General features: G+C 66.4%; 14 protein-coding genes, 1 tRNA gene and 1 riboswitch. Of the genes, 10 read left to right on the forward strand and 5 right to left on the reverse strand.

Annotated elements, in window-relative coordinates:
• Positions 1-462: 462 nt before the first annotated feature.
• Positions 463-1,320 (reverse strand): formyltetrahydrofolate deformylase, encoded by an 858-nt coding sequence (purU, locus tag ITJ67_RS02615; protein ID WP_374953203.1) that lies wholly within the window; start codon positions 1,318-1,320, stop codon positions 463-465.
• Positions 1,321-1,466: 146 nt separating this feature from the next.
• Here purU and ITJ67_RS02620 point away from each other — a divergent pair, with 146 nt between their 5' ends.
• On the forward strand, positions 1,467-2,726 hold the full coding sequence (locus ITJ67_RS02620) for an MFS transporter (protein WP_194676629.1): 1,260 nt from the start codon (positions 1,467-1,469) through the stop codon (positions 2,724-2,726).
• Here ITJ67_RS02620 and ITJ67_RS02625 read toward each other — a convergent pair.
• Positions 2,698-3,621: a LysR family transcriptional regulator gene (locus tag ITJ67_RS02625; protein WP_160071309.1), complete on the reverse strand. Its 924-nt coding sequence runs from the start codon at positions 3,619-3,621 to the stop codon at positions 2,698-2,700. The two genes, ITJ67_RS02620 and ITJ67_RS02625, sit on opposite strands and share 29 nt — an antisense overlap.
• Before the next feature lie 83 nt (positions 3,622-3,704).
• Between ITJ67_RS02625 and ITJ67_RS02630 the strand changes: the two genes are divergently transcribed.
• From ITJ67_RS02630 to ITJ67_RS02650, 5 genes are all read left to right on the forward strand, one after another.
• The gene (locus ITJ67_RS02630) at positions 3,705-7,178 is read left to right on the forward strand and encodes a proline dehydrogenase family protein (protein WP_194676630.1); all 3,474 of its coding nucleotides are present in this window, start codon (positions 3,705-3,707) and stop codon (positions 7,176-7,178) included.
• 314 nt (positions 7,179-7,492) lie between these two features.
• Entirely contained in the window at positions 7,493-8,287 is a 795-nt protein-coding gene (locus ITJ67_RS20120) for an AraC family transcriptional regulator (protein ID WP_194676631.1), read from the forward strand.
• A gap of 103 nt (positions 8,288-8,390) precedes the next feature.
• The gene (locus ITJ67_RS02640; protein ID WP_160071312.1) at positions 8,391-9,020 is read left to right on the forward strand and encodes a Pr6Pr family membrane protein; all 630 of its coding nucleotides are present in this window, start codon (positions 8,391-8,393) and stop codon (positions 9,018-9,020) included.
• 3 nt (positions 9,021-9,023) lie between these two features.
• Positions 9,024-9,108, forward strand: a riboswitch (ZMP/ZTP riboswitch).
• A 49-nt stretch (positions 9,109-9,157) separates the two neighbouring features.
• Positions 9,158-10,432, forward strand: a complete 1,275-nt coding sequence (gene glyA / locus ITJ67_RS02645) for a serine hydroxymethyltransferase (protein WP_194676632.1) — start codon at positions 9,158-9,160, stop codon at positions 10,430-10,432.
• A complete protein-coding gene (locus ITJ67_RS02650; RefSeq protein ID WP_194676633.1) occupies positions 10,429-11,316 on the forward strand; it encodes a bifunctional methylenetetrahydrofolate dehydrogenase/methenyltetrahydrofolate cyclohydrolase in 888 nt (295 codons plus the stop codon). Before glyA ends, ITJ67_RS02650 begins: the two co-directional genes overlap by 4 nt.
• A 158-nt stretch (positions 11,317-11,474) precedes the next feature.
• Here the strand turns inward: ITJ67_RS02650 and ITJ67_RS02655 are convergent, their stop codons facing one another.
• The gene (locus tag ITJ67_RS02655; protein WP_160071315.1) at positions 11,475-12,524 is read right to left on the reverse strand and encodes a MauE/DoxX family redox-associated membrane protein; all 1,050 of its coding nucleotides are present in this window, start codon (positions 12,522-12,524) and stop codon (positions 11,475-11,477) included.
• Between the two features lie 77 nt (positions 12,525-12,601).
• Between ITJ67_RS02655 and ITJ67_RS02660 the strand changes: the two genes are divergently transcribed.
• Entirely contained in the window at positions 12,602-13,744 is a 1,143-nt protein-coding gene (locus ITJ67_RS02660; RefSeq protein ID WP_194676634.1) for an acyltransferase family protein, read from the forward strand.
• Here ITJ67_RS02660 and ITJ67_RS02665 read toward each other — a convergent pair.
• Complete coding sequence (locus ITJ67_RS02665; RefSeq protein ID WP_194676635.1) at positions 13,659-14,090, reverse strand: DUF1801 domain-containing protein; 432 nt, start codon at positions 14,088-14,090, stop codon at positions 13,659-13,661. The two genes, ITJ67_RS02660 and ITJ67_RS02665, sit on opposite strands and share 86 nt — an antisense overlap.
• Positions 14,091-14,197: 107 nt before the next feature.
• Between ITJ67_RS02665 and ITJ67_RS02670 the strand changes: the two genes are divergently transcribed.
• A tRNA-Lys gene (locus tag ITJ67_RS02670) sits at positions 14,198-14,270 on the forward strand.
• Positions 14,271-16,034: 1,764 nt separating this feature from the next.
• On the opposite strand, the gene ITJ67_RS02675 is transcribed toward ITJ67_RS02670, so the two are convergent.
• Entirely contained in the window at positions 16,035-16,748 is a 714-nt protein-coding gene (locus ITJ67_RS02675) for a hypothetical protein (protein WP_194676636.1), read from the reverse strand.
• Between the two features lie 306 nt (positions 16,749-17,054).
• On the opposite strand from ITJ67_RS02675, the gene ITJ67_RS02680 reads away from it, so the two are divergent.
• Both ITJ67_RS02680 and ITJ67_RS02685 read left to right on the forward strand, forming a co-directional pair.
• A complete protein-coding gene (locus ITJ67_RS02680; protein ID WP_194676637.1) occupies positions 17,055-18,008 on the forward strand; it encodes a helix-turn-helix domain-containing protein in 954 nt (317 codons plus the stop codon).
• A 614-nt stretch (positions 18,009-18,622) separates the two neighbouring features.
• Positions 18,623-19,333 carry a hypothetical protein gene (locus ITJ67_RS02685; protein ID WP_194676638.1) on the forward strand — a complete coding sequence of 237 codons (711 nt, stop codon included), beginning with the start codon at positions 18,623-18,625 and terminating at the stop codon, positions 19,331-19,333.
• Positions 19,334-19,582: the final 249 nt, after the last annotated feature.

Here is a 19,582-nt window from a genome sequence, read left to right on the forward strand (position 1 = left end):
GTGCCCCCGAACGGCCTCCACTACGGCGGATGATGCATCGGGTGTGGCGTACCAGCCAGGCGAGATTCTTGCGAATGATGCACTTCTGAGCGATGCGTCGAGTTCGCGGCGTGTTCCGCCAGCCGCATCCCACTCAGCCCTCGAGAAGACTCCGCCGCTGGGCAGCGTGGGCGATCGGGTGGCTTTCCGGGCAGGCATGCGCCCATCACAACGAAGTTCGCCTGGCGAGGAGAGCAGCAGCCTGCTGGCTGTGGGGATCGCCCTATCCACAGCCTCGGTGCTCCGAAGTGCGCGGTCAGCTTCCGGGATCAGCGTGGGCTGAGAGCCGCCTCCGCGTCCGCCGGGGGCGAATCATCACGGAAGTTGGCCAGCGGGAGCGGGAGCGGGAGCGGCAGTGGCGGAGGTGGAGGCGCGGGCCGCCCGCAGCGCGCGGCTCGGCGTGACCGGAGCGATCGGCTCGGATCAGTGGAAAATGATCGTGCGCTGCCCGTCGAGGAGCACCCGGTGCTCCGAGAACCACTTCACGGCCTGCGTGAGGGTGCGCGATTCCTCGTCCTGGCCTATGGCCATGAGCTCCTGGGGTGCCCGCGTGTGATCGACGCGCACGACGTTCTGCTCGATGATCGGACCCTCGTCGAGGTCGCTGGTCACGAAGTGAGCGGTTGCGCCGATGAGCTTCACGCCACGCGCGTGCGCCTGCCGGTAGGGGTTCGCTCCCTTGAAGCCGGGGAGGAACGAGTGGTGGATGTTGATGGCTCGGCCCGCGAGCTCCGCGCACAGCTCGGGGGAGAGGATCTGCATGTAGCGAGCGAGCACGACCAGCTCGATCTGCTGCTCCTCCACGACCTGCAGGATGCGCGCTTCGAATGCCGCCTTCTCGTCGGGTCCGGTGACTGGCAGGTACTCGAACGGCACCTCGTAGAACTCGGCGAGGCCCTTGAGGGCTTCGTTGTTGGCGAGCACTAGCGGCACGTCGATCTGCAGGTGGCCGGAGCGCTGACGGAAGAGGAGGTCGTTGACGCAGTGTCCGGCCTTGGTTGCGAGGACCAGGGTGCGGACGGGGCGGCCGGCGTTGTCGAGGGAGACCTCCGCGCTGAACCGCTCGGCGACGGGCTCGAGTCGAGCGAGGAGCTCCTCGCGGCTGGCGTCGGTGCGCACGTCCACGCGCATGAAGAAGCGACCGGTGTCGATCGAGGAGAACTGCTGGAGCTCCTCGATGTTGCCCGCGGAGTCGACGATGGCTCCCGTGACGGCGTGGACGATGCCTGGCTGGTCTGGGCAGTTGAGGGTGAGCACCCATCGAGTCGCTTCTGGAATCACGAGTTCAGGGTAGCCGTCTTGACGCCACCGTATAGAATCGGACGCGGTCGAGCGGATCGCTCGGCCCCCGGCGTGCCGGTATGCACGCAGTCGACTCCCTGACGAGGTTTCCCGCTCGTCCGGAGTGCGCCGTTCGGATCCTGCGAATGACTTCTCTCACTTCTTCTCCGCTGACGTCTGCCCCTCGGCTGCCGCTCGTCCCTCTCATCGCGCTCGCGTTCTCCACGTTCATTAGCGTCACGATCGAGATGCTCCCGACTGGGCTCCTCGAGCTCATGACGGTCGATCTGGGCGCGACTCGCGCGGAGATCGGCTGGCTGATGACCATCTTCGCGTTCACGGTCGTGTTGACGAGCACGCCGCTGACGGCACTCACGAAACGTGTTCCGCGGCATGCGCTCCTGGTCGTCGTGCTCGCGGTCTTCGCGATCGGCTCCATCGCGTCTGCGTTCGCTCCCACGTACGCGTGGCTCGTCGTGACGCGTGTCATCACCGGCCTCGCGCACGGTGTTTTCTGGGCGGTCGTCGCCTCGTACATCTCGCTCATCGCCCCGAAGGAGCTGCTCACGCGCGCGGTCTCGATCACGCTCGGCGGCGGGGCGATCGCGTATGTCCTCGGCGTTCCGATCGGCACGGCGCTGGGTCAGGCGTTCGGCTGGCGCTTCGCGTTCGGCTCGCTTGCGGTCATCACGCTGCTCGTCGCGGTGCTCCTCTGGTTCCTGCTGCCTCGGGTGAATCACCTCGACGACTCGTTCTACACGCGACCCATCGCTCTCCCGGACGACTCGGACGAGCCTGCGGCGCCGGTGAAGCGCGTTCGCTTCGCGCAGCGTTCCCTGCTGACGGTGATCCTGCTCTGCGTCATCACGCTGATCACGATGACCGCCCAGTACGCGTTCTACTCGTACATCTCGCCGTACTCGCTCGACGTCATCGGCTTCCCGGTTGCGACGCTGAGCCTCGTGCTCTTCGCCTACGGCATCGCGTCGGCGGGTGGCACTGCGCTGGCCGGTGTCGTGTTCACGTCGCGGCCGCGTGTGGGGCTGGCGACGGGCTACATCTTGATGCTCATCGCGGTGACCCTGCTGCTCTTCGCGCACGACACGACAGTGGCGCTCATCGCGTTGGTCATCTGGGGTCTCGGGATGGGGGTGCTGCCGCCGCTGCTGCAGTCGCGCATCCTGAACGCAGCCCCCTCTCGCCACCGCGACCTGTCGAGCGCCCTGTACACGTCTGGCTTCAACTTCGGCATCGGTTCGGGCGCGCTGGTCGGCGGTCTGCTGCTGGATGCGGCAGGGCTCGTGGCGCTGCCCGTGTTCTTCATCGCGATGGTCGGGCTGGGTCTCGTGAGCGCTCTGGTGCTCGACGCCGTGCTGGCTAGGCGCCCGCTCCAGCAGTCGAGCTGAGCCCGGTCGAGCTGAGGTCGTCGGCGACCCGCTGCAGTCCGTCGCGGACGGCGGCGATCGTCGGCGATGCGGCGCTCGCCGTGCGGATGGATGTGAAGATCTCGCGTCGTGGGACCCCGCTCAGCGGCAGGAAGCGCACGTTGGGGGCGGCGTGCGCCCAAGTGAGGTCGTTGAGGATGCCCACCGCGTGCCCGGTCTCGATGAAGCGCATCTGCGCCTGCAGGTCGGCGGTCTCGTAGCGCACGTCTGGCTCGAAGCCGGCGACGCGGCACTGCTGCTCGCCCCAGTGGCGCGACGCGGAGCCCTGCGGTTCCATGACCCAGGCCAGGTCCCTGGTGTCGGCGAGCGTGGTCACGGGCGAGTCGACGGGCACGGCGAGGCGGAGGGCGTCGTCGGTGAGGAGGCGCTTGTCGAGGCCGGGGTGGTGCGGGGCGGCGTGGCCCGGGTACTGCTCCGCGACGACGACGTCGAAGTCGCCGGCGAAGGTGTCGAACAGCGCCGACTCCGGTTCGTGCTGCACCATCTCGATGCGGAGCCCTGGGTGCTCTTCGGCGAGCACGCGAAGCAGCGGCGGGATGAGGGTGAGTGCCGCGGATTGGAAGACGGCGAGGCGCACGGTGCCGACGGCGCTGGTGAAGGAGGCGAGCACTTCCTGCTCGGCGATCTCCAGGCGTTCGAGGATCTCGGCGGTGTGTCCGGCAAGGATCTCGGCCTGCTGGGTGAGCTGCACGCGCCGCCCGTGCTTGCGGAGGAGCTCGACGCCGAGCTCCGCTTCGAGGGCTGAGAGCTGCTGCGAGACGGCCGACGGTGAGAAGTTGAGGGCCTTGGCGACTTCGGCAAGGGTGCCGCGCAGCTGCACTTCGCGGAGGAGTCGGAGCTTGCGTACGTCGAGCATGGTCAATCATCACACGTGCTGATGAAAACGCGTCAATTTCCTTCACTTTACCTAACGGAAGTCCGGTGCTGATACTGGGTCACATGACCGCCACCGTGACGCCTGTCTTCCCCGCAGATTCCCTCACCGACCTCGCGCCGGAGGCAGTCGCGCTCGTGCGCCGCTGGCTCACGGAGGCCGCCGAGATCCCGGTGGATGCATCCGCCGCTCAGCTCGCCGGAGTGCTCAAGGACCCGCGGGGGCTCGACTTCACGGTCGGCTTCGTCGACGGCGTCGTGCGCCCCGAGGACCTCAAGGTCGCGGCACGCAAGCTCGGCTCGATCGCCGACGAGGTGCCCGGCTTCCTGCCCTGGTACATGAAGAGCGCCGTGCGCGTCGGAGGCGCCGTGGCCCCGATCCTCCCCGGGGTTGTCGTGCCGGTGGCTCGCAAGGTACTCCGCGACATGGTCGGTCACCTCATCATCGATGCGACGGACGCGAAGCTGGGGCCGGCCATCGAGCAGATCCGAGGCAAGGGCGTCCGGCTCAACCTGAACCTGCTCGGCGAGGCCGTGCTGGGGAAGAAGGAGGCGGCCCGCCGCCTCGAGGGCACCACGAAACTGCTCGCGCGCGATGATGTCGACTACGTCTCGATCAAGGTCTCCTCGACGACGGCACCGCACCAGCCGTGGGCGTTCGAGGAAGCCGTCACCGACGTCGTCGAGGAGCTCACCCCCCTGTACCGCCTTGCCGTCGAGAGCCCGAACCGCAAGTTCATCAACCTCGACATGGAGGAGTACAAGGATCTCGAGATGACCATGGCGGTCTTCACGCGCATCCTCGACGCCCCTGAGTTCCTGAGCCTCGAGGCCGGCATCGTGCTGCAGGCCTACCTGCCAGACGCGCTCTCGGCGATGATGCGCCTGCAGGAGTGGTCAGCGGAGCGCGTCGCCCGCGGCGGCGCCCCCATTAAGGTGCGCCTCGTGAAGGGCGCGAACCTGCCGATGGAGCGTGTCGAGGCGTCCCTGCACGGCTGGCCCCTCGCGACCTGGGGGACGAAGCAGGACTCCGACACGAGCTACAAGCGCGTGATCGACTACGCCCTCACTCCGGAGCGGGTGAAGAACGTGCGCGTCGGCGTCGCGGGCCACAACCTCTTCGATGTCGCCTTCGCCTGGCTGCTCGCGAAGCGCCGGGGAGCGACGGACGGCATCGAGTACGAGATGCTGCTCGGCATGGCGCAGAGCCAGGCTGAGGTCGTCAAGCGCGAGGTCGGCGGGCTCCTCCTCTACGTGCCGGTTGTGCACCCGCAGGAGTTCGATGTGGCCATCGCCTATCTCATCCGCCGCCTCGAGGAGGGCGCGAGCCAGGACAACTTCATGTCGGCGGTGTTCGAGCTGGCCGACAACGAGGAACTGTTCGAGCGCGAGTCGCAGCGGTTCGTCGCCTCCCTCGATGCGCTCGACCGCGTCGTCCCTCCCAGCAACCGAGTGCAGGACCGCACTGCCGAGCCGGCGGTGCTGCCGGCCGACCGCTTCGAGGAGACGCCGGACACCGACCCGTCGCTCCCCGTGAACCAGGCTTGGGCGCGCGGCATCCGCGAGCGTGCGCAGGCTTCGGCCCTCGGCACCGAGACGATCGAGGCCAACACGGTCGGCACGCTCGGCGAACTGGACGCGCGGGTCACGCGTGCCGTCGCGGGCAGCCAGTCGTGGGGTGCGCTGTCCGGCGCGGCACGCGCGGAGGTGCTGCACCGGGCTGGTGACGCGCTGGAGCGTCGACGCGCGGACCTCATGGAGGTGGCGGCGTCGGAGGCCGGGAAGACGCTCGACCAGTCGGACCCCGAGATCTCGGAGGCGATCGACTTCGCCCATTACTACGCGGAGCTCGCGCGCGGTCTCGACGTCGTCGACGGTGCCTCGTTCGTGCCGTCGAAGGTCATCGTGGTGACGCCGCCCTGGAACTTCCCCATCGCGATTCCCGCGGGGTCGACGCTCGCCGCGCTCGCGGCCGGCGCATCCGTCATCATCAAGCCCGCGCGGCCGGCAGCGCGCTGCGGCGCCGTCATGGTCGAGGCCCTCTGGGAGGCGGGAGTGCCGCGTGAGGTGCTGCAGTACGTGCAGTTCTCGGACCGTGAGCTGGGCAGCGAGCTCATCAAGAACCCCTCGGTCGATCGCGTCATCCTGACGGGCGGCATCGAGACCGCCGAGCTGTTCCGATCGTTCCGCCCCGAGCTGCCGCTGCTCGCGGAGACGAGCGGCAAGAACGCCATCATCGTCACGCCGAGCGCCGACTACGACCTGGCTGCGAAGGACGTCGTCGCCTCGGCCTTCGGCCACGCCGGCCAGAAGTGCTCCGCATCGTCGCTCGTGGTGCTCGTCGGGCAGGCACAGCGCTCGCGCCGCTTCCGCGAGCAGCTCCTCGATGCGGTTCGCTCGCTCACGGTCGGCTACCCGTGGGATGCCGCATCGCAGATGGGGCCGATCATCACTCCGGCCTCGGGGAAGCTGCTCGACGGCCTCACGAATCTCGGGGCGGGGGAGCGGTGGGCAGTGGAGCCGAAGCAGCTCGACGACAGCGGCAAGCTCTGGAGCCCCGGAGTGCGGGTGGGCGTGGAGCGCGGTTCCGAATTCCACCTCGTCGAGTACTTCGGCCCGATTCTCGGCATCATGACGGCCGACACGCTCGAGGAGGCGATCGAGATCGTCAACGAGGTCGACTACGGCCTGACCTCGGGCATCCACTCGCTCGACCGCGGTGAGGTCTCGCAGTGGCTCGACACCATCCAGGCGGGCAACCTCTACGTGAACCGTGGCATCACGGGCGCCATCGTGCAGCGTCAGCCGTTCGGTGGCTGGAAGAAGTCGGTTGTGGGATGCACGACCAAGGCGGGCGGGCCGAACTACCTCGTTGGTCTCGGCACGTGGCAGCGATCGGCCTCCGCACTCTCGGCGCCCATCGTCGACGCAGGGGCGCAGTCGCTGCTCGACGCGGCGAAGGCGGTCGCGAAGGCGCACCCCTCTGCACTCTCCGACGCCGATACGGCGATGCTCGAGCGTGCGCTCGGCAGCGACGCGCACGCCTGGGCTGAGGAGTTCGGACGTGACCGCGACGTGCAGGCCCTCTACGCGGAGCGAAACGTGTTCCGCTACCTGACGTTCCCTGGGGAGATCGTCGTGCGCCTCTCCGAGGATGCCCGGGTCGCGGATCTCCTTCGGGTGATCTCTGCGGGTCTCGTCGCGAGCGCCCGTCTGCGCGTGTCGACGGGCGTCGCTCTGCCGTCCTCGGCGAAGGCCGCACTCGCTGGCGCCGGGGTGCCGATGCGGGCTGAGACCGATACCGAGTTCCTTGGCTCGGCTGGCTCGCTGCATGCCGGGCGGATGCGCATGATCGGCGGCGATCCCGTGGCGCTGGCGCGAGCCGTGAATGGCCGCGTCGACCTCGCGATCTATTCGGGAGAGGTGACCGAGGCCGGCCGTGTCGAGCTGCTCCCGTTCTTGCGGGAACAGGCGGTCTCCATTACCGCGCACCGTTTCGGAACGCCGAATGGGCTCACGGAAGGGCTTCTCTCACGCTGAACTGACGTCACTGAATTCGCCTCCAGTTCGACCGTCGGGTAATTCTCGGTATCCTGGCGTGAAGTTCAGGCGGTTGTTTTCGGGGGTATTCGGTGCTTGAGAGTTCGAGGCAGGATCTCAGTGCTTGGATCGCGAGGATCGCGCACACGGGGGAGCCGTTCGCGCATTTCTCGACGGAGGATCTCGTTTCCGGGGCGTTCCGGGAATTCCACGGGGAATCAGGGATCGCGGAATTCTTCGGCCTTTCGAGGGCGGGGAATTCCGCCGCGGCCGCCGCGTTCCACGCGTACACACTCGAAGCCTTCGTCGGCTCTGTGCATCTCTACGGAACGCTGCGAACCAGTTCCGGCGTCGAGCGCGGCGGGGAGGACTTCACTCGGGATGCGCACGAGAAGCTCATCGCGGTCGGCATGCTGCGGGGTTCGCTGAAGTATCGGAACGGAAAGCACACGGGGGTGCTGGGTCCAGGCGACGTGCTCGTCGTGAACTCAACGCATCCGCTTGTCACCGCGAGTATCGGCGTGGTCGAGACACTCGGCATGGCTGTCCCCATCCACGACATCTCGAAGGACTCGCGGGTCACGAGCGGACAGTGGCCGGTGCGTCTGCCCGAGAGCGCGCTCACGTCCGCCTTCCTGGCCTTCGTCGGGCGCTACCTCGTCGAGGACGCCACCGCGGATGGGGGCGGGCAGGTGTCGTCGGGGCTTGCCGAGCCCGTGCTCTACGACCTGCTCCGTTCCGCCCTTCTGCAGGTCGTGCCGGCGACGATGACTCCGGCGCAGCAGTCGCTGCGGCTGCAGGCCGCCGTGCACGACCTCATCGAGAAATACCACGTGCTCCAGGGCTTCGATGCGGACAGCATCGCGCGAGCCCTGCACATCAGTCGCCGCAAGCTGTACCGGGATCTCGCGGAGCACGGCGATGGTGTTGCCGGGCTCATCGCCGCGCGCAGAGTGAGATCTGCTGCCGCGATCCTCCTCGAGCAGCCGGCCATGTCGCTGAGCGAGGTGTCGGCGGCGGCGGGATTCGGGGACGCGACAACGATGCGGCGACATTTCCTCTCAAAACTCGGCGTGACACCCGCTGACTACCGCAGAGAGAACGCCTGACCGCGTAGCCTCATGCGTGCGGCTCCCGCAAGCACCTCGGCTCTGCGTCGAATGCAGAGAACCGCGATGAAGGATTCCCCCGCCGCCGATCAAAGGACGCCTCGTGGCTTCGTCGATTCACCGCCCCGCGCTGGTCACCGCCAAGATCGGGTTCGGTCTGCTTGCCTTTTCATCCATCGTCTCGGAGATAGCGACGATCGTGGAGCGCGGAACCTGGGTGCCCGATCAGTTCTTCGCCTACTTCACGATCGAGACGAACATCCTCGTGGTCCTCTCGCTGCTGATCAGCGGAGTCGCGACCGCTGCGAATGCACAGGGTGCGCGAATCAACGCCTTTCGCGCGGCAGTCGCGGTGTACATCCTCATCGTCGGCATCGGGTTCTCCCTGCTGCTCTCCGGCCTGAGTGACGTCGATTTCACGGCCGTGCCGTGGAACAACACCGTGCTGCACTACGCCATGCCAGTCGTCATGCTGATCGACCTCCTCATAGACCGGCCGACCAAGCGAATCCGCTTCGCCCCCGCTCTCATCTGGCTCATCTTCCCCGCCGGATACGCGGCGTTCTCGCTCATCCGCGGCAACCTCACCGGCTGGTACCCCTACCCGTTCCTGAACCCGACGAACCAGGGCTACGCGCCCGTCGTGCTGACCATCATCGGCCTCGTCGCACTCGGCCTGGCGCTGACCTGGCTCGTGACACTGCTCTCGCGGAGGCCAGCCAAGTCGCGGTAGACTTATGACGGCCGCGACTGGCGTTCAGGTGGGTCACCACCAGGGAGCGGCTCTTCGGGTTCTCGAGCCGTTCGCCTGGGCTCGCCGGTTCACGACCACATGTTCGCCGTGCCATCCGGTTTCCTGAAGGAGTCTTCGTGACCGATACGTTCAATGCCCCGCTGAGTGAAGTAGACCCTGAGATCGCTGCGGTTCTCGAGCAGGAGCTCGACCGCCAGCGCTCCACGCTCGAGATGATCGCCAGCGAGAACTTCGTTCCGCGCGCCGTCCTCGAGGCGACGGGTAGCGTTCTCACCAACAAGTACGCCGAGGGCTACCCCGGGCGTCGCTACTACGGCGGCTGCGAGGTCGTCGACGTGGCCGAGAACCTCGCCATCGAGCGCGCGAAGTCGCTGTTCGGCGCGGCCTTCGCGAACGTGCAGCCGCACTCCGGCGCGACGGCCAACGCCGCCGTCATGCACGCCCTCGCCCGTCCCGGCGACACGCTGCTCGGCCTGTCGCTCGACCACGGCGGACACCTCACGCACGGCATGAAGATCAACTTCTCCGGCCGCCTCTACAACATCGTCGCGTACGGCGTCGACGCAGAGACCTCGCAGATCGACATGGAGCAGGTGCGCGAGCTCGCACTCGAGCACAAGCCCAAGGTCATCGTCGCCGGCTGGTCGGCGTACCCCCGTCAGCTCGACTTCGCGAAGTTCCGCGCGATCGCCGACGAGGTCGGCGCCTACCTGTGGGTCGACATGGCGCACTTCGCCGGACTCGTCGCCGCTGGCCTGCACCCGAACCCGGTGCCCCACGCGCACGTCACGTCCAGCACGGTGCACAAGACCATCGGCGGGCCGCGCTCCGGCTTCATCCTGACGAACGACGCCGACCTGGCCAAGAAGATCAACACCGCCGTCTTCCCGGGCCAGCAGGGTGGCCCGCTCATGCACGTCATCGCCGGCAAGGCGACCGCGTTCAAGCTCGCTGCGAGCGACGACTTCAAGGACCGTCAGGAGCGCACGCTGCGCGGCGCGAAGATCGTCGCCGACCGCCTCCAGCAGGCAGACGTGGCCGGGGCCGGCATCTCGGTCCGCTCGGGCGGAACCGACGTGCACCTCATCCTCGTCGACCTGCGCAACGCTGAGATCGACGGAAAGCAGGCCGAAGACCTCCTGCACGAGGTGGGCGTCACCGTCAACCGCAACGCGGTCCCCAATGACCCGCGCCCGCCGCTGGTCACGTCGGGTCTGCGCATCGGCACGCCCGCTCTCGCGACGCGCGGCTTCGGCGACGCCGAGTTCACCGAGGTCGCCGACGTCATCGCCCTCGCGCTCCTCCCCGACGCCGACGTGCCAGCTCTGCGAGCCCGCACCAAGGCGCTCGCCGACGCGTTCCCGCTCTACCCTGGCCTCGGCGAAGCATGACGGCTGCCTCACTCGACGGCAAGAAGGCTGCAGCCGAGATCAAGGCCGAGCTCCGTGAGCGCGTAGCCGCGCTCGCTGAGCGCGGAGTCGTCCCCGGACTCGGCACGATCCTCGTCGGAGAAGACCCCGGCTCGAAATGGTACGTCGCGGGCAAGCACCGCGACTGCGCTGAGGTCGGCATCGAGTCGATTCGTGTAGACCTCCCGACCGAGACCACGCAGGAAGAGCTCGAGGCGGAGATCGACCGCCTCAACGCCGACCCCGCGTGCACGGGCTACATCGTGCAGCTGCCGCTGCCGAAGCACATCGACCAGGACCGCGTGATCGAGCGCATCGACCCGTCGAAGGACGCGGACGGGCTGCATCCCACCAACCTGGGTCGTCTGGTGCTCAACGCCAACGACCCGATCACGACACCGCTGCCCTGCACGCCTCGCGGCGTGATCGAGCTGCTCCGCCGCAATGACATCTCGCTCAACGGCAAGCACGTGCTTGTCATCGGCCGTGGCGTGACGGTCGGCCGCTCGATCGGTCCGCTCCTCACGCGACGCGAGAACAACGCAACGGTCACGCTCACCCACACGGGCACGCCCGACATCGGGGTGCTCGCCCGTGAAGCTGACGTGATCGTGTCGGCTGCAGGTGTCGCCGGCATCGTGCGCCCCGAGTGGGTCAAGCCGGGCGCCGCGGTCCTCGACGTCGGCGTCAGCCGCATCGAAGACCCGGAGACGGGCAAGTCCAGAGTCGCGGGCGACGTCGACCCGGGAGTCTGGGACGTGGCCGCCTGGGTATCGCCGAACCCCGGCGGTGTCGGCCCCATGACGCGGGCGCTGCTCCTCGAGAACGTCGTCGAGCAGGCCGAGCGCCTGAACCCGGCGGTCTAACAACCGGTTTCGTGCCAAGGGTGCGGGCAGTTCATCGAACTGTCCGCACCCTTCTGCGTATCAACTTCTTCGCAACCCGCAGTCCGCCGCCATGAGCCACCAGCCATCAGAAGGCGAGCGCGTGTGCCGACTGGACCAAGTCAGTCGCGACCTGGGGCTCAGCCGTGCGGCTGAGACTGACGCTGCGCCGCGAACGAGGACACCAGCTGCTCGACGCGATCCGCAATGATGTCGCCACCGAACTCGGGGGGCGATGCGATGGTGCCGTCGGCCGCGAGGAGGATCGCCGCGGGGGTCGCGTGAGCCTCGAAGAACTCCGTGGCAGCCTTCGCGCCGAAGTACGTGTGGGGCAGCGCGCTCGGGTAGCTCTTCTTGATGGATGCGCGGCTCGACGAGGTGGCGACGATGATCTGTGCGTCGTCGCCCAGCCGCCGCGACCAGTCGCCGATCTGGCTGAGCACGGGCCCGCAGGAACCGCAGCCGACGCGGGCGAAGATGAGGATCGTCGTCTTCTGGGGGACGACGACGAGGTTGTAGAGCAGCTCCGGTGAGCCGTCCCCGGAGACGAGTTCGAGGTTGTGCGGGATAGCATCCCGGGCGGCGGGGTCGGAGATGAGGTCGGGGCCCTCGACGAGTTCGAAGTCCTGACCGACCGTCGCGTCGCGGGTCGCCGTCGGCGCGGAGACGGGTGGCTTCACGAGGCCAGCGATGATGCCGACGAGCGCGACGGTCGTGGTCGCGGCGAGCCACAGCCAGTCGTCGAGCGAGAAGAGCGCAAGCTGGGTCGGTACTCCGAGCGCCATGCCCGGGAGGAGCATCGCGAGGAGCGCTGCGAGTGTGAGGCCCGCGTTCCGCCAGATCGTGATCTGGCTGACCGGCTCGGTGCTGAGCGCCCCGAAGCAGTTGCAGTCGACGGCCTGTCGCTTGGCGACGCTGCGTGCCACCACGACCAGGTAGGTCGCCATGAGGGCGGCGGCGAGGGTGGCGGCGATCAGGTAGGCCGGTCCGCTGAGGAGCAGCAGCGCGGCTCCGAGGATGATCTCGCCCACCGGCAGCGCGACTGCGGTCCACGGCTTCCGGAGCGGGGCGGGGACGCCGAACGCGGCGAACGACTGCAGTGTGCGGGAGCGCTGGGGGAGCTTCAACGCGCCGCTGGCGATGAGGACGCAGGCGATCAGCGCGGGAAAGATCACGAAGGTGGGAAGCACTCGTTCATTATCGCCCTTGGGCGGCGCGTCGTCTCGTTGAGCTTGACCGGTGGCGCGGGGCCGTCGAAGATCGACGCATGCGCCTGAATTCCCTCGATGTGGTGCGCGGCTTCGCGATCTTCGCCATGATCATCGCCCACACGGTCGTGTTCCTGGACGACCGCGAACCGCGGGCCCTGCAGGTGCTCTTCCAGTTCCTGAACGACGCCGCGTCGCCGCTGTTCGCGCTGGTCATCGGCGTGACGGCCGGCTACCAGCTGCGGGATGCGGCACGGTGGGATTCCCGACGGAAGAGCTTCTTCGCGCTCTCGTGGGTCATCAAGGCGATCGTGCTCATCTTCGTGGGGCTGCTGCTGAGCATCAACTTCTCCGGCGTGCTCATCGTCTTGGATTTTCTGGGCATCATGATGCTAGTGGCGACGCCGTTCCTCTTTCTGCCGGCGGCCTGGTCGGCCGGGGCGGCGCTGCTCTTCCTCGCACTGGCGCCCATCGTGAACGAGGCAGCGCGGGACTGGGCGCTGACGTCCGCGTTCTCGCCGTCATCGATGTTCGACCCGACCGCCCTCCTGCTCGACTGGACGGTCCTCGGATCCGCGTATCGCCTCACGAACCTGCTGCCGATGTTGCTGATCGGGTTCCTCCTGGCCCGCTGGCAGCTCGGCAACCGGAGCCGAACGGCCTGGACGTTTGGCGGGGGAGCGGTGCTCCTCGGGGTGTCGCTGTTTGCGCGGCGGTGGGAGGAGATGGCGACCGGCGTCACCCAGTCGGGCTCCTACGGTGACGAGGCGCGGGACCTCGGGCTCGCGCTGCTCGCGTACGCGGGCATCCAGCTCCTCGGAGACTTCTCGGGCGAGCGCATGCGCACCTGGTTCGCCCGCCTGACGAGGCCCCTGGCCGACATGGGCACCATGGCGTTTACCGTCTACTGCCTGCACGTGCTCATCCTCACGGCGATCTGGTCGCAGCTGCTCCTTGGCGAAGAGAACTGGCTCGCGGGCCCTGGTCTCGTCTACCGGCAACCGCAGGGCCTGCTCACGATGGTGGCCATCATGGTCGTGTGCATGCTGTTCGCGACCCTCTGGCGGCGCTACCTCGGGGTCGGGCCGCTCGAGCGGGCCATCGGGGTGCTCTCGCTCAGGCATGCCCCGGGAACATTGCTTGCAGTTCCTTCCGCCGCGACCAGGCAACCCGAACCAGTTCTTCGAGCACCTCGAGATTGAGCGACGAGAACCGCCCAACCCAGATGCAGTCTTTGCCGAGCTTGGCCTTGCCGAGCTGCTCGATGAGTCCCTCCGGTGCCCACATCTGGAGTCCGTAGATCGACATCGAGGCTTTGCGAGGCGCGAATCCGAGGATCATCGCCTCGCCGGAATGGCCGCTCTCGTACGTGTACCGATAGCGGCCGTAGCCGATCATCGTGGGACCCCACACGACGGCTTCCTCACCCGTGACCCGATCCATGATCTCCTTCAGGACGCGCGCATCCTCGCGTCGCCCCGCGGGCTCTGCCTGATCGATGAGGAGATCGGGTGAAACGTCTGACGGCTTCGTCTTCGTATCTGGCATGACGAGAGTATGACCCCGGCCACCGACAATTGGGGGCCGCCTGAGCAGAGGTGAGGTCTCGTTTCGCGATAGGATTCCCCACGGTCGCCGCACGCCAGGCGACTGTGGGGCCTGTAGCTCAGTTGGCAGAGCATCGGACTTTTAATCCGCGGGTCGTGGGTTCGAGCCCCACCGGGCCCACCCATCTCCCTGCTGGTCAGCGGTCGAACGCAACGGCGCGTCGTCATCCGTCTCACCGATGAGATACGCGACGGACGTGCTGACGACGCCGTCCATCGAACAGCACGAAGTTGCTTCACTGACTGGCTGGCCGTCGAGAGATTCGACCAGGCCGATGGCCAAGGGCACCCCGCGCCTTGCTGTTCCGACCTGGTTCGAGTCTCGGTACCCGAGGTGCGATCCGCCCTGACGACATAGGCAGGCGCGAGACGCAGACCTTCACACGCGACTGGCTTGAAGCCGGATGCGGGTCTGAACTTACGTCCGTTCAGTTCTTGCGCGACCTCGACGCGAATCAGTGCTCCGACTTCTCCGGGCTCGTGCGCTTCTCCAGCAGCCCTTGACCGGCCTGAGACCGCGCCTTGGTCAACGTTCGCGCACGAGTTGCAGGAGGAACGCGCGCAAGGAGGTCTCGCCGTCTATCTCGTGTCCCGGATTCCCGAAGTCTCGCCCGGTGCCCCGACGGTAAGGGGCTTTCGGAGCAGTTCCGCGCCTACGCGCATGACATCAGCCTGTCGCGGCTCGCGCTCGTCAACAACAACGAACGCATCGAGCACCGAGAAGCGTCACAAATGGAAACGATGAACAACGCTCGTGGGCACGGCATCCTCCAGTTCGAGCTGAACGGTCCTGCCCGCTGCATCTTCATGGGCAGCAAGCTGCAGCGCCGAGAAGAGGCCGAATCGGACTGTGTCTCCGCGACGTCCTCCGCACGCCGTTCGCGAGAACCGCGGAGCTACGTCAAGCGACGAGAGGCCTCGACCTCCACAAGCTCGCGAAAGCGTCAGTGGGTATTCATGTCCGGAGCGACGTTCAGCCGTCCACGCCTGCATCCGCTCTCATCGCTGAGCAGCCGGGACCCTTGTTGTCGTCGTTGTCCGTCACACGTGCGCGAGTCAGGACCGTCGACGGTGTGAGTGCGCGGATCGCGGTTTCGACGTCTGACACTCCAAAGCGCAGCAATTGAGCACATGCGCTCAACCTTCCATTTGGCTGGGGCATGTGTGCGAAAGGGCCCCCGTGCCCGGCAGATCTTCGTGGTCTGAGTGGGAGGCACGAGGGCCGGGCGCGGTGAGAGGTGTTGGAATCTCCCCAGAATCCAACGTGATGGGTTGCTCCCCAGCATCCCCCATTCCTCGACCGGCTGCCTCAGCCTGCCGGGGTGCGGCAGGATGTCCAAATTGACGTGCGGGGGAGACGCAATCCGCGCGTTCCGAGGCGCAGGAACGAACATGCGGCTCTTTTGCACGCGAACGCTCGGTCTACCCGAGGACACATGCGAAGCTCACGGCGCCGCTCTTGCTGGACGCTGCGTTAGTAGCTGAAGGGCTGGACTATTGATACTTGCGAAGCGGCTGTCCGCATGGAGGGGAAAGTACTTGCACCTCGAGGATGCGTGAGACTACCGCCAGCGAGAACTGCCTGCCGAGACCCTGCTTCAGGCGAGGGTTCGTCGCGGCCCGCGGCCCGCGGCCCGCGCACTCGAAACAGGTGGCACGAGATAGGCCAAGCCTGTCCTCTCAGCTGGGTAGGCCGCGAGGACGACAACGACGCTCACGGGATCTCGCTCAGCGATTCGCGGGAATCCGCGCGGGGCGGGCTCGCCACCCCCAGGCCAGTTATGAAAGCACTCCCCACGCGGACTCGCGTGAGGAGTGCTCCTCTGAGTTTCCTCCAGGGCCGATCGCCGATTTTAGAGGGAGGCGAGCCGAGGAGGCGTCCAATCTAGAAGCAGATCTCGAGATCGGACAGGGAGATGTACTGCCGGCTCCCTCCACCGGCCACGGCTGGAGCGGTCGTGTTGACGTAGTCGACCGTGAACGACGTGACGGATGCGGACGGGCTCTGCGCTGTCACCTGCGTGCGGCTGGTTGCGTTCGTTGTGTGGACGGCGGAGTTGGACCAAGGTGATGCCTGAGATCCGGCGCCGGTGAGGTTGACGCCCGCTGGTCTGGCTTCAATGAAGGCCGCAGAGCGAGTCGTGAACCCTTCGATGCTGATTCCGTCGGAGTACTCATTGCTCCGGGTGTGGTCGTGGATCACGAACTGGACGCTGCGGATCGGCACGCTGCTTGTGAACGTCAAACGCTGGCGCGCGGGTACGTTCGCGGTCGCTGTTTCTTGCCACATGAAGAGGGAGCCTGTGGGGCCCACGGGACCGGGGGTGCCCGTGTACGGAGCGAAGTTGCCGGTCAGCGGCGTGCCCGCGATGGTCGCCCGGGCGATTGTGAGAGATGCGGCGTTGCCACCGGTCGAAACGGTAGCGGTTCTGGTGTTCGCATTGGTCGCTGTCGTTTGGGCCCAGCTGAGCGTTCCGCATCGACCGGGCGAAGCGGCGGCCAAGGGTGCGGCGGCCGCGACGGCGATGACCGGCACTGTCCAGACGGCGGTGCCGACGAGTGCTCTGCGGGTGAGTTTCGAGTGTTCGGGGGTATTCAAATGGACTCCTTGGGGGTTGGAGGTGCGGCCCCAGTGCGATCGGCTCGTACGAACGCGGGGAACGGGTGCGGGTGCTGGCTCACGCTAGCGCTGCGATTGCGCTTGAGGATCTTGGGGGCGTTCTTGGCGCAAGGACACGCTTGAATGGCGCAAAACGCTCCCTGTTACGATGCTCCCCGTCGCCGACGTGAGGTGAACGCCACGTCTGCGCGTTGGGCGGCGATGATCCCCGAGCACCTCGGTGCTCGTGACTGTTATGGCAACGTCCTGCCGGACTGGTGAGTGTCGTGAGAAATTGGAAAGTGAATGGAAACTTCTCGTCGAAAGTACTTCGATGAACAAGATGGGTGGCGAGCACTTCCCGGATTTACCGTCCAGAAGATCCTGTTTGATCGAGAAATTCCTCGGGATGCATTCGCGGCTACCGGTGTCCGCGTAGAAGCGTTCGCGGCGCCAGCGCGGACAGCGATCCGAGTCCTGCGCTTTGATAATTTCGTGGTCGCGCGAGTGGCCACACGTGAATTGTCCACCGTCTGGGATCGGGTTCGCCTTACTGCGAGGCGTCGTTTCATGTTTCTTCTGCTCGAGCATGGAACTCTGCGAGTCCGCGATGATGTCTTTTCCGCGGCGGACGGTGGGGTGTTGGCCGTGGTGAGTCCCGGGGTGGGGAGAGTGCCACTGGAGGCCGTCTCGGAATGCAGTGGAGTGATTTTTTCGTTCGATGCGCGGGAGGCTCCTGACTCTGACATTGTGTCGCGCGTCTCGGTGAGATTTAGAGATTCACCAGTGTTCGGGTCGGTGTACGTCGCGTTGCGAGAGCTTGTTGAATCCGTTTCCCCCGACCAGCAGGAGTCTGCCGAAGCAATGCGGGTTCTATTACGGTCATTCGCAGGATCATTGCTACACGCTTCTTCGGAAAAAGCAGACGAAAGCAATTCCGATTTGTATCGTGAATTTTCAAGATTGGTTGACCTGAGATTTGGGTCTGCGACTTTTGGAGTCCTGGCGGCGCTCAAGGAGCTTGGGGTTTCCCGGCGAGTACTTGAACGCGCCGCTGCCTCTCACGGAACGACCGCAGCGGCAACTATTCGTCGACGCCGAGCAGCGCACGCCATCCACCTGCTGGAAACCAAGCCCCACATGAGTCTGATTGCAGTCAGCAAGGAGAGTGGCTTTGGGTCACTGACCGCGCTCCGCGCGGCCACGGCAGCGTTTTACAACACGACGCCCGCACGAGCACGCGGGCCTGTTTCCCACTGACGGGGAGCAGTTCACCTCACGCCGCCAGTGGGAATTTGCCCTCAGCGAACGAGGTGTGGGTGCTGAAATCAGTCGCTCAGACAAAACGAGTCAGTGCGCCCAGAGGCGCAATAGTGAGTGGGCCCTGTCCTCGCGTCGAAATAGGCCATCAGAGCCTCTTGTCATCCCTGCAGCTCAGTCGTAAAGTCATTTCAATCCCTTTTGCGCTTTCTCTGCTCAACGCAGCTTGAATCGGAGACGCGTTCGTGACGCCCATTCCCATATCGGATTTTGTCTCGGATGGGATGGGATAGGAGGTCATTCAGGGATTGTTTGATTCGATCTATGCGTCAGTAGGGCGAACGTCGTGCTTGCTTCGAGCGGCGCGAGGGCATTCCTGCTGATCTCGCGCCGCGGACTGCTGGCAGCGACGAACGCTGACTCACCATGCGAACTGCGATGTGAAGTGCATGCATACGCATCTAACGCGGTTGTACTTTCAACAGGTCATAGACCCCCACCCTGCGCAGCGCGGGTGAGTGCGGATCCTGCCTCTGCCACGTCGTAGAGCACCCACTCCAGAACCCTGCTGCAGCGCCCCGTGGCCGTCACCGCAGCCTGAATCCGGAGCACCCATGTCATCCCGCACCCCTGAGCCCACGTCTTCCGCCTCGACCAGCCGCCGCACTGTCCTGAGCGCCGCGGCGTGGAGTGTTCCCGTCATTGCACTCGCGGTCGCCGCCCCTGCTCGTGCAGCGTCGACACTCGCTCTGCTCCCGGGCATCAACGGATGGATCCAGTTCGGCTACCCGACCTCGAGCAGGGGGACCGCACGGGTCACCCTTGACGCCCGCGGTCGATACCCGGAGCGAGGCCTCTGGATCAACGACACCACCCCGGCGACGAAGGTCACGGATATGCACCTCGCCTTCCACTTCGCGAGTGCCGCCGGCGACCTGTCGTTCGTGGAGGAAGGAACCTCGGCCTGGTCGCCGCTCGTGAAGGTCGGGACGATCGCCATCGACGGCGTCCGATACAACAGCTACCGCTCCGACTACACCGCGAAGCTCCCGCTCTCGCCTGGCCGGACGCTCATCCCCAACGATTTTTCCTTCCGATCCACCAGGAACGTCGCCTGGAGTGGAGCCCGTCCCTACATCGACCGGTTCGTCACCATCGATGGCACTGCGCAGTCCTTCCGGCGCCAGGTTGGCGGCAACGGTGACGTGCTCGCCACGGCGCCCTATGCCGGGACGCGGCAGACGCGGCTCTCGCAGGCCGAGGCGGCTCCTGTACCGGTCGATGGTGCCGTCGAGGATGCGGAGATCGCCAGCGTCCTGGCGTGATCTGAAGACGGTGGAGTTCGGGTCGGCGGAGTCGAGCGGGCGGAGACGAGCGGGCGGAGACGAGCGAGGATGGCTGGTTCGTCCCCGCGAACGGACGGGAACGAACCAGCGTCGAGCATCATCACGCCCCAACGTGATGCTGCTCGAACTCGGGCCTACTCCCCAAAGCGCCCGAGAGCTCACCGCAACGCTGTCGTTTGTCGCAGGTGCGTGGCCATTGTGGCGCGGAAGTTCCTGCGGAGCTGGGCC

The sequence above is a fragment of the Pseudoclavibacter sp. VKM Ac-2867 genome (genome assembly GCF_015351275.1).
Lineage (GTDB): Bacteria > Actinomycetota > Actinomycetes > Actinomycetales > Microbacteriaceae > Pseudoclavibacter.

Coding starts and splice junctions, on each gene's coding strand:
- ITJ67_RS02620 (WP_194676629.1), top strand. CDS start 1,467: ATGACTTCTCTCACTTCTTCTCCGCTGACGTCTGCCCCTCGGCTGCCG.
- ITJ67_RS02625 (WP_160071309.1), bottom strand. CDS start 3,621: ATGCTCGACGTACGCAAGCTCCGACTCCTCCGCGAAGTGCAGCTGCGC.
- ITJ67_RS02630 (WP_194676630.1), top strand. CDS start 3,705: ATGACCGCCACCGTGACGCCTGTCTTCCCCGCAGATTCCCTCACCGAC.
- ITJ67_RS02650 (WP_194676633.1), top strand. CDS start 10,429: ATGACGGCTGCCTCACTCGACGGCAAGAAGGCTGCAGCCGAGATCAAG.
- ITJ67_RS02660 (WP_194676634.1), top strand. CDS start 12,602: ATGCGCCTGAATTCCCTCGATGTGGTGCGCGGCTTCGCGATCTTCGCC.
- ITJ67_RS02665 (WP_194676635.1), bottom strand. CDS start 14,090: ATGCCAGATACGAAGACGAAGCCGTCAGACGTTTCACCCGATCTCCTC.
- ITJ67_RS02680 (WP_194676637.1), top strand. CDS start 17,055: ATGGAAACTTCTCGTCGAAAGTACTTCGATGAACAAGATGGGTGGCGA.
- ITJ67_RS02685 (WP_194676638.1), top strand. CDS start 18,623: ATGTCATCCCGCACCCCTGAGCCCACGTCTTCCGCCTCGACCAGCCGC.